The organism is Comamonas odontotermitis (genome assembly GCF_014207855.1).
Taxonomy (GTDB): Bacteria; Pseudomonadota; Gammaproteobacteria; order Burkholderiales; family Burkholderiaceae_C; genus Comamonas; species Comamonas odontotermitis_A.
Genome location: NZ_JACHKZ010000001.1, coordinates 100618 through 114303, shown reverse-complemented (window position 1 = coordinate 114303; position 13686 = coordinate 100618). Strand labels below are relative to the sequence as shown.

Sequence of the window (13686 nt, the reverse complement as noted above, 5' to 3'; positions counted from 1 at the left end):
GGTGGAGGGCTGGCTCTCAACGTGCTCGGCAGCTCAGGGGTTTACTGCCGTTTACACATTTGTCAGCCCGTGGTCTGCTGCATGGCTACTCCCCCACCTTGATGACGGGAATCTCGGCGTTGGCTTCGCCACGCAGCGGAACATCGACGCTCACGCCGGCATCGTCCGCTGCACCCCAGGGCAGCGGCACGCTGTCGAGCGTGACAGTGATTCGGTGGCGGCCTTGGCCCACCATCGGGAATGAGAAACGGCCTTCGCGGTCGGTAACCGTGCGGTAGCGGCCATCCAGCACTACCTCGACACCAGTGACCCCGCCTTCGCCAATCTGCCGCTGGCCATCGCGGTTGGCGTCGTAGAACACATTGCCCGAGACACTGCCTGCCCCTGTGCCGGGCATTCCACCTGCCACGGCAAAGGGTCGGCCTGTGCTGCCATCCCAGCGCAGGTAGATGTAGGCGGTCTTGTCATTGCTGCGATAGACCAGGGGGCCGGTCCAGTTCGGCAGGGGCACCGTGGAGGCGCGCGCCTGGTTGATCAGTGCCGAAAAGCCCAGGCGCCAGCCGTGTCCCAGATCCTGCTCGGCCGAGAGGGTGCCCGACAGGCCTCGGCTGGTGTACAGGCCACCCGTTTGCGAGGTGTAGCGCAGGTTGCCCGAAAAGCTCAGTGAACTGCTGGCCCAGTAACGTACCTGCACACCGGCCGTGGGGTATTGGTGTGCCGTGCCGCCGCTGCGGTCGTCGGCCCAGCCCAGCGTGGTGGTGAGTTCGGGGCGCATGGTTTCGCGCCGCGCCGTGATCCAGTCCTGCTCCCATTGCACTTCGCGGCCCGTGGCGGCGCCATCGCCCAGGACGATCTGCTCATTGCGTCGCGCGGTCAGGCTCAGGCGTGTGCGGGGCCAGCCGAAAAAGCGGGTCTGGTAGAAGCCGTAGGCGTAAATGCTGCGCTGCGTGCCCAGCGCAGCCTGGCCATTGGCATTGGCATTGGCGCTTGCGTCATAGCGGGTCTGGTAGAGGTTGAGGTTGCCGCCAATGGAGCTGTCCCGGTTGATGAAATACTGCACATTGCCGCTGGCTCCCAGGCGGGAGGAGCCGGTCTGCGCCGTCTCGGAGCTGCTGCGAACGCGCTCGAAATCAAGCCCCCCGCCCCAGCTGAGGCGGCTAGCGCTGTGGTCCACGCGCCAATAGGCCCCTTGGGTGCCCGAAGGCAACAGGTAGTCGCCAAAGTACAGATTGGGCCGGGAAACGTAGGCGCCGAACTCATGGCGGAAGCGGCCGAGCTTTGTTCCCGCCTCCACGTACAGGCCCTGCGCGCCGCCTGTTGCCGTGCCGGGTGTTGCGCTGGAGGTATTGCTGCCCAGGACTGTCAGGCGCGCGCGCAGATCACCGTCTTGCCGCAATTCGCCTCCGTAGCCCACTGCCGCGGCCCAGCTCGATACAGTTTTGCTGCCCGAGCCCTCGCCGGTAAACAGGTTGTAGTAGCTGGCGGGAATGCGGTGTGCCTGCTCGATCTGGCCAGCGGCGTACCAAGAATCGCCCAGGCGCCGGGTGGCGCCCAGCCATGCAATGCTGCCTTGGCTCTTTTCGAAGCCTGGATACGGTCCGCCCAGGAGATCGCCACGCTCGCCCATGCCAGCGCGCAGATCGAAATCACTGCCGTAGATGCGGGTCGAGAGACCGCGCACCGTGCTGGTGCCGAGCGTGAGGCGGTAGTTGCGGCTGAGGCCTGTTGTCAGCTCGCTGTAGGCATCGCCCAGGGTAGTGTCGGCCAGCACGCCGGGCGTGAGGGGCATGCCCAGGTTGCGCAAAGTGATGCGCTGGCTGCTTGCCTCGCGGGCATAACCCAGGGCGCCAATGCCGTTTCCTGCATCCTGGTCTCCATGCTGCGAGCGTCCGTCGGCTTGCAGAACCCATTCGCCGTAGTTCAGGGTCTGCTGGCGGTATTCGATGCGCTGACCGTATTCGGTGGCCTGACGTTTTCCTGTGCCGGAGCTGTTGGATTGGGCGGCGCCGATGCGACCTTCCACGGACCAGCTGCGCAGGCCCTCTGGTTGAGACAGGGCCTCTTCTGCGCTGGCGGCCTCGCCGGAGCGCAGGGCGCTGACTTCGTCGGCGCTCATGAACCGGTCTTCATAGGCGGCAGGGGCCGCATCCATCAATTTCCGCAGCCGTACCTGCTCGGCTTCAGCGGGCGTCATCGCCTCAATGCCGGGCGCATTGCCCGCATTGGCGCTGGAGGAGGTGGCGGGCTGGGCCATGGCAGAAGAGACGCTGGCAATGAATGTCAGTAAATAGGCTGCCCTGGCCCTGTATGAAGCGGGTCGGGGGCAGATGATAGCAATTTGTAAATGAGATGCTTTCATTTGTAATATTGAGTGATTACATTTGAAACCATTTACATTCCAATTCTTTAATCGCCAAATGCAATTTGATACGTAACGATTAGTTTGTCAGAAAGGATGACAGGAGGATATGTGTGCTTATGTAAAGAAGAATGAAGCTTGCTTTTTCAATTAAGTTATTTGTAATTTTAATTATTGTTACAAATTCAGTTTTTGAAATAGATTTTTTATATAAGCAATAGAGGTGAATATTCGGCTCTTGAATCGCCAACCATGGCGCCCATATGACGGATTGATTTCTGTTGACACGAGACATCCTCATGACAAAACAAACCCACTCCTTTCAGGCCGAAGTAGCGCAGCTGCTGCACCTTGTCACACATTCGCTGTACTCCAACCAGGAGATTTTTCTTCGAGAGTTGATCTCCAACGCGTCAGACGCTTGCGACAAATTACGCTTTGAAGCACTGGGCGATGCCAGCCTCTATGGCGATCAGCCCAAGCTGGAAGTGCGTGTTTCCTTCGACAAGGCAGCCAAGACCCTGACGATCACGGATACGGGCATCGGCATGACGGAGCAGGAAGCCATTGAAAACCTGGGCACGATTGCCAAGAGCGGCACCAAGGCCTTCATGGAAAAGCTCAGCGGTGACCAGAAGGCCGATTCGCAGTTGATCGGCCAGTTCGGCGTGGGCTTCTACTCCGGGTTCATCGTTGCCGACAAGATCACGGTTGAATCGCGCCGTGCAGGCGTGGCTGCATCTGAGGGTGTGCGCTGGGTCAGTGGCGGAGCCGGTGATTTCGACGTGGAGCAGATCACCCGTGAAGAGCGTGGCACCAGCATCACCCTGCATCTGCGGCCCGAGGCGCAAGAGTTTCTCAATGGCTACAAGCTCAAGCAGATCATCGCCAAGTACTCGGACCACATCAGTCTGCCGATCCTGATGGAAAAGGAAGAGTGGAAGGAGGGCGAGAACGACCAGCCGGGGGACATGGTCAAGACTGGCGAGTGGGAGGCTGTCAACAAGGCCAATGCTTTGTGGACCCGCGCCAAGAAGGACATCAGCGACGAGCAGTACAAGGATTTCTACAAGGCGATCAGCCATGATTTTGAAGATCCGCTGACCTGGAGCCACAACCGCGTCGAAGGCAACACCGAGTACACGCAACTGCTGTACATCCCTGCCAAGGCTCCATTCGATCTGTACCAGCGGGACAAGCATGCTGGCATCAAGCTATACGTCAAGCGCGTTTTCATCATGGATGATGCAGAGGCGCTGATGCCTCAGTACCTGCGGTTTGTGAAGGGCGTGATCGATTCGGCCGACCTGCCACTTAATGTGAGCCGCGAGTTGCTGCAGGAAAGCCGCGATGTGAAGCTGATCCGTGATGGTTCGGTCAAGCGCGTACTCTCCATGCTGGAAGACCTGGCCAAGCACGACAGGCACGAAGCAGGCACGGATGCCGAAGTGACCGACGTGGTGAGCGAGGAAGACAAGGCCAAGGAGGGCAAATACAGCCAGTTCTACGCCGAATTTGGCGCTGTGCTGAAGGAAGGCCTGGGCGAAGACATGGCCAACCGCGACCGGATCGCCAAGCTGCTGCGTTTTGCCTCGACCACCCAGGACGGTGTCGTGACCTCGTTTGCCGATTACAAGACCCGCATGAAGGAAGGCCAGGACGCGATCTACTACATCACCGCCGATACCCTGGCCGCAGCCAAGAACAGCCCGCAGCTCGAAGTCTTCAAGAAAAAAGGCATCGAGGTGCTGCTGATGACCGACCGCGTGGACGAATGGGCACTGAATTTTGTGCACGAGTTCGACGGAACGCCGCTGCAGTCCGTGGCCAAGGGCGCGGTGGATCTGGGCAAGCTGCAGGACGAGACCGAGAAGAAAGCAGCCGAGGAAGCGGCCGAGGCCTTCAAGCCCGTGCTTGCCAAGCTGAAAGAAGCGCTCAAGGACAAGGCAGAGGATGTGCGCGCCACCAGCCGTCTGGTCGATTCGCCTGCGTGCCTGGTGGTGCAGGATGGCGGCATGAGCCTGCAGTTGGCCCGTATGCTCAAGCAGGCTGGCCAGGCCGCGCCTGAGTCCAAGCCGGTGCTGGAGGTGAACCCCGAGCACCCGCTGATCAAGAAGCTGGACGGCAGTGTCCATTTCCATGACTTGGCTCAAATTGTGTTTGACCAGGCAGTGCTGGCCGAAGGCGGCCTGCCGGAAGACCCGGCTGCCTACGTCAAGCGGGTGAATGCGCTGCTGGCCTGATCGTTCGCGCTGAACCTGTCACAACGACACAGAGGCAGCCCCGGCCCCGTTCATCAGGAGCCGGGGCTGCCTTTTTCTTTTTGAAGGGTGAGCAGCCAGCAAGGCGGCAGCGGTTGGTTTCTGGGCAGTGAACAGGTTCCAAGAGGCCGCCGGGTGTTGCATTGCTGCGCTGTAGCATGAGTTGTTAACAGGTGTATTGACACTGCAGACCGCTTTCGGGGCTATATTTACTCCCCAGAAGATGCTGCTGAGCGAGACAAGCGGCAGGTGCGCGCCGCTGGCCGGGATGGAAAGCCCGATTGCAAGGCTGGCCGCAAGGCAGGACCGCCGCCGCAGTGGACTCTTGCATTCTTGGCGCCACTGTCCCTGGGCACGGCAAAGCACGCGGCGCAGCAATATAGGATATGGAAAGCGTCCCCACTCCGGGTGAAGGCAGGCGATCACGATGGTTCGATTCTTTTTTGTTTTTCTGGGCATACAGCTCACCTTGTTTGGCCTCAACATGCTCAATTGGGTGCAAAAGCATCTGGTGGAGCCGTGGACGGCCATGCTGGCCAAGATCTGCGCGTTTTTGGTGACATGGTTCGACAAATCGGCCGTCGCCGAGGGCAAGGTGCTGTGGAACCATGCGTCCAATTTTGGCGTGTCCATCGAGGCAGGCTGTAACGGCATCGAGGCTTGCATTGTTCTGTTTGCCGCCATTCTTGCGTTTCCCTCCACCTGGCGCCACAAGATCATCGGAATGGTGCTGGGCTTTGTGGCGGTGCAGGCCATCAACATCGTGCGCGTGATCAGCCTGTTCTACCTGGGCCAGTGGAACATGACCGCCTTCAACTTTGCCCATGAATACCTGTGGCAGGCCCTCATCATGCTGGACGTGCTGGTGGTATGGCTGGTGTGGGTGCGCGCAGGCCAGCGCGCCAAGCGTGCCGATGATGGCTCGGACAGCCCGCCGCCTTCGGGCAGCATCGCTGCACCGAATGAGCCCGTGGCGGCCTGAATGCGAGCCAGCAGCAAAGCACTGCTGGCTTTGTTTTAACCGGGCAACGGTGTTTTCTGCCCAATCAGCAAGAGCAAGAGCCAGAGACCAGGAAGAGGGATGAAGCGCTTAAACCCCATTCAGCGATTTGCCGTGCTGGCTTTCGTCGGCATCATCGTGCTGACCACGGTGTGGACTCGGCTGTCTCCATGGATCAGCTATCCGGTGGCCATCATCTCCAAGGAGGGGCTGGAAGATCTGGCATCCGGCTGGGTCAAGCAGGTGCAGATTTCTCCGGGAAAGATGGAGGTGGATACCAATGTCGGCATCGCGAACGCCCAGACGGGCGGGCGATGGGTGGAGATTTCGGTGGACGCAGACCCGGGCCGCTATGCCTATGGTTTTCCCATCTTTCTGGCACTGCTGCTGGCCGCCTGGCGCAAGGGGCGGGTCTGGCGTGCCATTGTGGGCTATATCGTGCTCTTGCCGTTTCAGGCTTTCAGCATCTGCACCAGCCTGCTGATGCAGGTGGTGCTGGCAACCAATCTTGACCTGCGGTTGTTGAAAATCTCGCAGGGCCAACTCGAAGGCCTGGCCTATGGCTACCAGCTCGGCAGTCTGGTGCTGCCAACCCTGGTGCCGTTTTTGCTGTGGCTGTGGATGGATCGCCAGTTCGTCAATGATGTTCTGGTGGAAGCCTGGAAGAAGAACATCCAGCCCCGGATTGCCCCCAGGCCCATGATTGTGAAGCCGCCACCACCTCCGCCTCCTGAGCAGGTGATCCGCCCTGCAGAAACGGGGCCGGAGATTTCACACAGCGTCAGCATTACCTTGCCACCTCGCAATGACCGGTAAAGCAAACGCGGACATTGTTCTGCCAAGCGCTGGCTGCTATTTATTTTGATGTTGTGGAAGGCGGGCGTATCGCCAGCGCCGATCTCTTGCCGCTCCCTCACCAGCCTGGCAGTCCGCCAGGGGATGGAAAAATACCGTTCTATGCACAAACAGATTTTGGCGTTGCGTATTGCAGCCGTGGGCGCACTGGCCGCATTTTTTCTCTCTGGCTGCTCTCCCTACATAGGTGTTGGCGTTCCTGTCGGCCCGTTTTCGGTAGGCGTGGGGGTGGGTAGCGGTGGAGTCAGCGCAGGCGTGGGCACAGGTGTTGGCCCGGTGGGCGTGGGTGTGGGAGTCAACCAGAGTGGTCAGGTCACCGGCAATGCGGGTGTGGGTGTAGGCACCTCGGTGGGGGGAGCGAATGTAGGCGTAGGCGCGGGTACCGGCACGGTGCTTTACGACCCGGCTGCCGCATCCCCGGATGGTGCACGCGCACAGGCGCCGACTGCCGCGCCAGAGGTGGGGCGGGTTGTACCTGGGGTTTTGCCCTCGCAGCCTGCACCACCAGACGGCGAAGGTGGCGCCGTGCAATGGCGCGGAGCTGATGGCCAGCCGGTGCCAGACTGCAAATTCCGCAATGCGTGCTGAACCCGCGGATGATCCGTTTCAATAATTCGATGCGTCCGTAACGGTATGGCGGGCGGGTGCTTGTGGCGCATGGCCAGTCGCGCAGGGCCTTGCACAGGCAACCGGATGGGGGGCGGGTTTGCAGCACTATCAGATAGACAGCTGCTGGCGCTTGGTTATTTGGGCGCCTGCTGTCTTTCGGAACCTTGAATCAGTGGCCTATCCGGCTGCATCACACGTGCAGCGGTTCTTCATCCATCGCCTCGATTTGCGCATGCAGCAACTGGGTTTGCTCTTGCCAGTAGGCATCGCTGCCAAACCAGGGAAAGTGGATGGGAAAGATCGGGTCATCAAAGCGGCGAGCGAGCCAGGCGCTGTAGTGGATGAGGCGCAGCGTGCGCAATGGCTCGATCAGCACGAGCTCGCGCCGGTCAAAGGGGCGGAACTGCTCGTAGCCTTCAACCAGGGTAGAGAGCTGCGCTGTCTGCTGGGCACGGTCGCCTGACAGCAGCATCCACATGTCTTGGACGGCCGGGCCGGTGCGTGCGTCGTCCAGATCCACAAAATGGGGGCCGCCGCCGGCCTCATCGGGCGGCACCCACAGCACGTTGCCGGGGTGGCAGTCGCCGTGCAGGCGCAGGCTTTGGCAGGGGCCTGCGGCAAAGTGGCCGGTCGCATTGCCGGCGTCCATGATGTGGCGAATCTTGTCGATGGCCTGCAGGCAGGCGTTACTCCAGGCGGTGCGCTGCGAAGGCGCAATCGCATGGTGGTGCATCAGCCAGTCGTGCGGCTCCAGTCCGAAATCATGCACATTGATGTGCGGGCGCGCCACAAAGGATTGGGCGGCGCCTACGGTGTGGATGCGGGCAAGGAAGCGGCCCGTCCACTCCAGCACTTCCCAGTCGTCCAGATCGGGCTGGCGCCCGCCGCGCCAGGGCGACACCGAAAAGCTGAAGCCTGCATAGTGGTGCAGGCTGGAGCCGTTCAGGATGAGGGGCGCCACCACCGGCACTTCGGCATCGGTCAACTGCTGCGAGAACGCATGCTCTTCGTCAATCTGGGCATCGCTCCAGCGGCCGGGGCGGTAGAACTTGGCGACGACCTTGCGGCCGTCGTCCAGCCACACCTGGTAGACGCGGTTTTCGTACGAGGCGAGCGGGTTCATCCGTCCGTCGCCCATCAGCCCCACGCCCGCCAGCGCATCCAGCACCACATCGGGTGTGAGTGCAGCGTAGACATGGGGCGGCTGGCTGGCGCTTGTGGAGGATAGCGCGGCAGGCTGGGTGTCGTCGTCAAAATGGTGGGAGTGCATGGATGCCATTGTCTGCCGACTGGCTGCCGGTATCAGTAATCCGGGGTGTGATCCATGGTATTGCTAAAAAATATGCTTTTTGAGCAATATCTTCTATCGCAGATTGCTATTAATTTTGATGGTGTGGACGGTGGCAGCGCCGCATTCCACCTGCCAAAGCACGGCCTGCGCAGTCCGCCATTCCTGCCTGGCCGCGCGGATTCCGGAACAACCGCGTATCCTTGGCGGTTCTCTATGAACCAATTGCATTTGTTTTTGCCCTGCGCCGCTGGCGTCGAGGGCTTTTTGGCCGACGAAGTCCATGCCATCACCGGCGCTGCAGGGCAAGACCTGCTCGTGGGCCGGGGCGGCGTGATGCTGCGTGGCATGTGGCGCGATGCCATGCTGCTCAATCTGCACAGCCGCCTCGCGCAGCGTGTGCTGGTCGAGCTGTCGCACAGCATGTACCGCAACGAGAACGACCTGTACCGCGCCGCCAGTGAGGTGGCCTGGGAGATCTGGTTCTCCCCCCAGGAGACGTTCAAGATCGAAGTGACGGCCCAGCACAGCCCGCTGACCAGCCTGAACTTTGCTGCGCTGCGCGTGAAGGATGCGATCGCCGACCGCTTCCGCGCCAGGCGCAATGGCGTGCGTCCCAGCGTGGAAACGCACCACCCCGATGTGCGCGTGCACCTGCACCTGACCACAGACGGCGCCACCATCTATATCGATACCTCGGGCGAGGCGCTGTTCAAGCGCGGCTGGCGAGAGGACAAGGGCGATGCACCGCTCAAGGAAACACTGGCCGCTGCCATGATTGCTGCGAGCGGCTGGGATCCGCATGGCGATGATCCCCAGCCGCTGTACGACCCCTGCTGCGGCAGCGGCACCGTGGTGATCGAGGCCGCACAGATCGCGCGGCGCATTCCCGCTGGCATTCTGCGCCGCTTTGCGTTTGAAAAGCTCGTGCCGTTTCAGCGCCATGTCTGGGAAGCGATGCTGGACGAGGCCGAGGCGGCGATTCTGCCCGAGAGCCCGGTAGGCATCTACGGATCGGACATTTCCTTCCGTATGGTCGACTTTGCCCAGCGCAATGCCGAGCGCGCGGGCGTGGCGGGCTCCATCCAGCTGCGCGGCGGCGATGCGCTGCAGCGCATGCCCCCGAGTGATCAGCCCGGCATGATGCTGCTGAACCCGCCTTATGGCGAGCGCATTGCCGCTGCCGGCAGCGCAGGCCGCAATGCGCAGGAGCGCATGGGCCAGGTGGCGCGCGCAGGCCGTGAAACGGCGCAGACCGAGGACGGCGGCGAGTTCTTCAGCCAGTTGGCCAGCCACTGGAAGAAGAACTACAGCGGCTGGAGCGCCTGGATGCTCACGCCCGACCTCAAGCTGCCCGGCAAGATGCGGCTCAAGGAGTCGCGCCGCACGCCGATGTGGAACGGCCCCATCGAGTGCCGTCTGTTCCGCTTCGACATGGTGAGGGGCGCGGTCAAGCAGCGCAAAAATGAGAGCGATCAGGGCTTGCCGGAAGGCCCCAGCGCATGAAAATCGTGCTCAAGTGGCCTGCCTGCAATGATGGCTATGCAGGCCCGCTGCCGCGCCCGGTGGTGCTCGATACCAATGTGGTGCTGGACATGCTGATCTTCGACGACCCGCACATTCCGCCCATCCGCGAACTCGTGGCCCAGGGCCAGTTGCGCTGGATTGCCGACCAGGCCCAGCGTACCGAGCTGGAGCGCGTTTTGCATTACAGCCAGATCGCGCCGCGCGTCAGCTTCTACGGCAAGACCCCCGAAGGCGTGATGGCGGCCTTCGACGCCGCCGTGCAATACGTGGCAGAAGCGCCCAAGATCCGCTTTACCTGCACCGACCCGGACGACCAGCATTTCCTGGACCTGGCCAGCCAGCATCAGGCGCTACTCGTGAGCAAGGACAAGGCCGTGCTCAAGCAGCGCAAGCGAGTGGCGACCTATTACGGCGCGACGGTGGGCAATATCGTGCTGTTGGAGCCCGTACCTGTTGTGGCGTAGCTATTGCGCGGTCTTGCCGGCCGTGCACAGCTCGAATACGCTATTGCCAGTTGACCAAAGTCAGGAGTCTTGCATGAAGAAGCAATGGTTCATCGGTGCAGCAATGGCACTCATTTTTGCCGGGCCTTGCGTACAGGCCAAAAGTATTTCAAACAAGGCGGAGCGGGATGACATCACCCTGATGGCAGATGCCGACCCTGCCATGCAAAAGGCATTTGCCCTGGCACAAAAAACGCTGCCAGATTTTTTGCGTGAAGCTGCCAATCCGAAAGAAGGCACCAGTGGCTATGCGCTCAAGGTAGGTCTGACAGACGGTAGCGGTACCGAGTACTTCTGGATGAGCGACTTCGTACAAAAGGGTGATCAATTCACCGCGACGCTGGCCAACACCCCGCGCATGGTGCGCGGTTACCGCCCGGGCCAGAAAATCAGCTTCAAGCAGTCACAGATCGTCGACTGGATGTACATGGATGCAGGCAAAAGACGCATGATGGGCAACTACACCGCGTGCGCATTGCTGTCCAAGGAACCTGCTGCGGAGGCCGAAGCCTTCAAGAAGCAATACGGCCTGCGCTGCGACCATTGAGCGCACAGATCCCCGGAGTGTGCCGCTGTTGCGCGGCAACCACCCAGGCCATCGGCGGTTTTGGGGCCGCTGAGGGTGTGAATCTGGAAGTGGCGCTAGCATAGACACACTTTCGTGCACAGGGACGGCCCTGTAACAGCATCGCTGCGATGCGCACTACCGCCGGGACGGCCTGGCCATTCAGACCCGCTAACACAACCCTTGTACGTCGTTGCTTCGCCTAACGCGGCCCGGCGTCTCAGCTCAACCGCAAATCTGCGATTTGCTGGGTTGTGTTGTCGGTTCTCAACACGACAGGAGTGCAATATGGCTTGGTTTGCTTTGCTGGTGGCGGGTGTTCTGGAAGTGCTGTGGGCTTACACCATGAAGCAGTCACACGGCTTCTCCAACCTCAAGTACAGCGCCGTTACCTTGGTGGCGATGGCTGCCAGCTTCGGGCTTCTCGCCTATGCCATGCGCAGCCTGCCGCTGGGCACGGCCTACACCATCTGGACGGGCATCGGCGCGGTCGGCTCGTTCATCGTGGGTGTGCTGGTGCTGGGCGAAGCGCTGTCGGCCATGCGCATGACGGCGGCCGTGCTGATCGTGGCAGGATTGGTGCTGATGAAGATATCTTCCAGCTGAAACGGCGGATAGCGCTTTACCATAAAGCGCTTGTAGCTCTCTTTTGTATAGCAATTCCAAGAAGACTGGTGTATGGCCGCAGCTCCGATGCATGCGGTGCAAACCAGACGCAGGTTCGGTGCGATTGTGCGGGCTGCGACAATGGCGGGATGACTGACGCCTCTACTTCTGCAACGGCGGCGCAACGCAAGCATGCGTCGCGGCTGACCACTTTGGACAAAACCCGCATTGACGACACGCGCATCAAGATCGTGCGCCCGCTGCTCACGCCTGCGCTGCTGGAGGAGTGGCTGCCGATCCCCGATGAGGCATCCCATCTGGTGGAATCGAGCCGCGCCGCCATCTCGCGCGTTCTGCATGGACAGGACGACCGGCTGATCGTGGTGGTGGGGCCTTGCTCCATCCACGACCACGACCAGGCCATGGAATACGCCCGCCAGCTCAAGCTGCAGGCCGATGCGTTGAAGGACGATCTGCTGATCGTCATGCGCGTGTATTTCGAGAAGCCTCGCACCACGGTGGGCTGGAAGGGCTACATCAACGATCCATACCGCGATGGCAGTTTTGCCGTCAACGAGGGGTTGGAGCTGGCGCGCCGCCTGCTGCTTGATGTGCTCGCGCTGGGCCTGCCTGCGGGAACCGAGTTTCTCGATCTGCTCTCGCCGCAGTTCATCAGCGATCTGGTCAGCTGGGGCGCCATTGGCGCGCGCACCACCGAGAGCCAGAGCCACCGCCAGCTGGCAAGCGGCCTGTCATGCCCCGTGGGCTTCAAGAACGGCACCGATGGCGGCGTGAAGGTGGCAAGCGACGCCATTCTGGCTGCCCAATCCTCGCACGCCTTCATGGGCATGACCAAGATGGGCCAAAGCGCCATCTTCGAGACGCGCGGCAACCAGGATTGCCACATCATCCTGCGCGGCGGCAAGGCGCCCAACTACGACGCAACCCATGTGCAATCGGCCTGCGAACTGCTCGAAAAATCGGGCCTGCGTCCGCAAGTGATGATCGACCTGTCGCACGCCAACAGCAGCAAGCAGCACCGCCGCCAGATCGACGTGGCAGCCGATGTGGCACAGCAGGTGGCCGGTGGCGACCAGCGCATCACCGGCGTGATGATCGAGAGCCACCTCCACGAAGGCAGGCAGGACATTGTCGAAGGGCAGGAGCTGCAATATGGCGTGTCGCTGACCGACGCCTGCATCAGCATGGAGCAGACGATTCCCGTGCTGCAGCAGCTGGCGCAGGCGGTGCGCGCGCGTCGGACAATCTGAAAGTAGACGGGTTGTGGCGCTGGCGGAGAAGACACTGCCGTCTTCTCACTGGTATTGCTGGTATTGCGGTTACCGCTGGGCAGCGCCCACCATGATGATGGCCATGCCCGCCAGGCACAGCGCCACGCCTGCGGCATCCCAGGCACTGGGGCGCACGCCGTCCACCAGCCACAGCCAAGCAATGGCCACGGTGACATACACGCCGCCATAGGCTGCATAAACGCGGCCTGACGCCGTGGGATGCAAGGTCAGCAACCAGACAAAGGCGCACAGCGACAACGCCGCTGGCACCAGCACCCACAGAGGCGCCTTTTCCTTGATCCACAGGTAGGGCAGATAGCAGCCCACGATTTCGGCAACCGCAGTCAGGATGAACAGGGCGGTGGTGGTCAGAAGTTGCATGGCTTGCCAAAGTCTTGAAGGCGCGCGGCCAGCTCGGAATCGTGCGCAGCCAGCGTGTGCAATCGGGCAAATGCAGGTTTGGCCGCCACCGACACCTGCGGGCCGCAGGCCTGCTCGTAGGCGTCCAGAAAGGGCTGCGCCGTGTCGGCGAGGGCGAGCCACGCCGGGGCGCAGTCCAGCAGCGCATGGCATGCCATTTCGCAGCGGCCGAGTTGGCTGATGGCCCAGAGCGCCGATTGCGCTTCGACGTCGTCCAGATCGGCATGGTCCTGCACCAGCAGATCCAGTGCCTGTTGCCTGTCCGCATCAGGGACTGCGGGGTCGGCAAACAGGCGTCCCAGTTCGGCGATGACGGGTACGCGAGAGGGAAGGCCGTGGTTGTTCAGGCTCATGGGCAGAAATGAATGGAAGTGGCCGTGCCGCCATTGTGTGGCAGATCT

The 13686-nt window shown here is 61.5% G+C and carries 13 protein-coding genes; 9 read left to right on the top strand and 4 right to left on the bottom strand.

Annotated features, from left to right (window positions below; translation table 11 throughout):
* Positions 1 to 85: 85 nt before the first annotated feature.
* Positions 86 to 2254, bottom strand: a complete 2169-nt coding sequence (locus HNP33_RS00485; RefSeq protein WP_233464172.1) for an SdrD B-like domain-containing protein — start codon at positions 2252 to 2254, stop codon at positions 86 to 88.
* Positions 2255 to 2658: 404 nt separating this feature from the next.
* Here HNP33_RS00485 and htpG point away from each other — a divergent pair, with 404 nt between their 5' ends.
* The 4 genes from htpG to HNP33_RS00465 all read left to right on the top strand — a co-directional run bounded on the left by htpG (position 2659) and on the right by HNP33_RS00465 (position 7063).
* Positions 2659 to 4602: a molecular chaperone HtpG gene (htpG, locus tag HNP33_RS00480; RefSeq protein WP_184704155.1), complete on the top strand. Its 1944-nt coding sequence runs from the start codon at positions 2659 to 2661 to the stop codon at positions 4600 to 4602.
* A 445-nt stretch (positions 4603 to 5047) separates the two neighbouring features.
* Entirely contained in the window at positions 5048 to 5602 is a 555-nt protein-coding gene (xrtH, locus tag HNP33_RS00475) for an exosortase H (protein WP_184704153.1), read from the top strand.
* Positions 5603 to 5701: 99 nt separating this feature from the next.
* Positions 5702 to 6436 carry an exosortase H-associated membrane protein gene (locus HNP33_RS00470; RefSeq protein ID WP_184704151.1) on the top strand — a complete coding sequence of 245 codons (735 nt, stop codon included), beginning with the start codon at positions 5702 to 5704 and terminating at the stop codon, positions 6434 to 6436.
* 141 nt (positions 6437 to 6577) lie between these two features.
* A complete protein-coding gene (locus tag HNP33_RS00465; RefSeq protein WP_184704149.1) occupies positions 6578 to 7063 on the top strand; it encodes a hypothetical protein in 486 nt (161 codons plus the stop codon).
* Positions 7064 to 7274: 211 nt separating this feature from the next.
* Here HNP33_RS00465 and HNP33_RS00460 read toward each other — a convergent pair whose 3' ends face one another.
* Complete coding sequence (locus HNP33_RS00460; RefSeq protein WP_184704147.1) at positions 7275 to 8354, bottom strand: serine/threonine protein kinase; 1080 nt, start codon at positions 8352 to 8354, stop codon at positions 7275 to 7277.
* Positions 8355 to 8588: 234 nt separating this feature from the next.
* Here HNP33_RS00460 and HNP33_RS00455 point away from each other — a divergent pair, with 234 nt between their 5' ends.
* The 5 genes from HNP33_RS00455 (at position 8589) to HNP33_RS00435 (ending at position 12844) form a co-directional block, all read left to right on the top strand.
* Positions 8589 to 9878 (top strand): THUMP domain-containing class I SAM-dependent RNA methyltransferase, encoded by a 1290-nt coding sequence (locus HNP33_RS00455; protein WP_184704145.1) that lies wholly within the window; start codon positions 8589 to 8591, stop codon positions 9876 to 9878.
* Entirely contained in the window at positions 9875 to 10363 is a 489-nt protein-coding gene (locus HNP33_RS00450; protein WP_184704142.1) for a putative toxin-antitoxin system toxin component, PIN family, read from the top strand. Before HNP33_RS00455 ends, HNP33_RS00450 begins: the two co-directional genes overlap by 4 nt.
* A 73-nt stretch (positions 10364 to 10436) precedes the next feature.
* Positions 10437 to 10949 carry a YegJ family protein gene (locus HNP33_RS00445; RefSeq protein ID WP_184704140.1) on the top strand — a complete coding sequence of 171 codons (513 nt, stop codon included), beginning with the start codon at positions 10437 to 10439 and terminating at the stop codon, positions 10947 to 10949.
* 306 nt (positions 10950 to 11255) lie between these two features.
* A complete protein-coding gene (locus HNP33_RS00440) occupies positions 11256 to 11573 on the top strand; it encodes a DMT family transporter (protein ID WP_184704138.1) in 318 nt (105 codons plus the stop codon).
* 149 nt (positions 11574 to 11722) lie between these two features.
* Positions 11723 to 12844, top strand: a complete 1122-nt coding sequence (locus tag HNP33_RS00435; protein ID WP_233464166.1) for a 3-deoxy-7-phosphoheptulonate synthase — start codon at positions 11723 to 11725, stop codon at positions 12842 to 12844.
* 69 nt (positions 12845 to 12913) lie between these two features.
* On the opposite strand, the gene HNP33_RS00430 is transcribed toward HNP33_RS00435, so the two are convergent.
* A complete protein-coding gene (locus tag HNP33_RS00430; protein WP_184704136.1) occupies positions 12914 to 13246 on the bottom strand; it encodes a YnfA family protein in 333 nt (110 codons plus the stop codon).
* Positions 13234 to 13638 carry a hypothetical protein gene (locus HNP33_RS00425; RefSeq protein ID WP_184704133.1) on the bottom strand — a complete coding sequence of 135 codons (405 nt, stop codon included), beginning with the start codon at positions 13636 to 13638 and terminating at the stop codon, positions 13234 to 13236. Before HNP33_RS00425 ends, HNP33_RS00430 begins: the two co-directional genes overlap by 13 nt.
* Positions 13639 to 13686 lie beyond the last annotated feature (48 nt).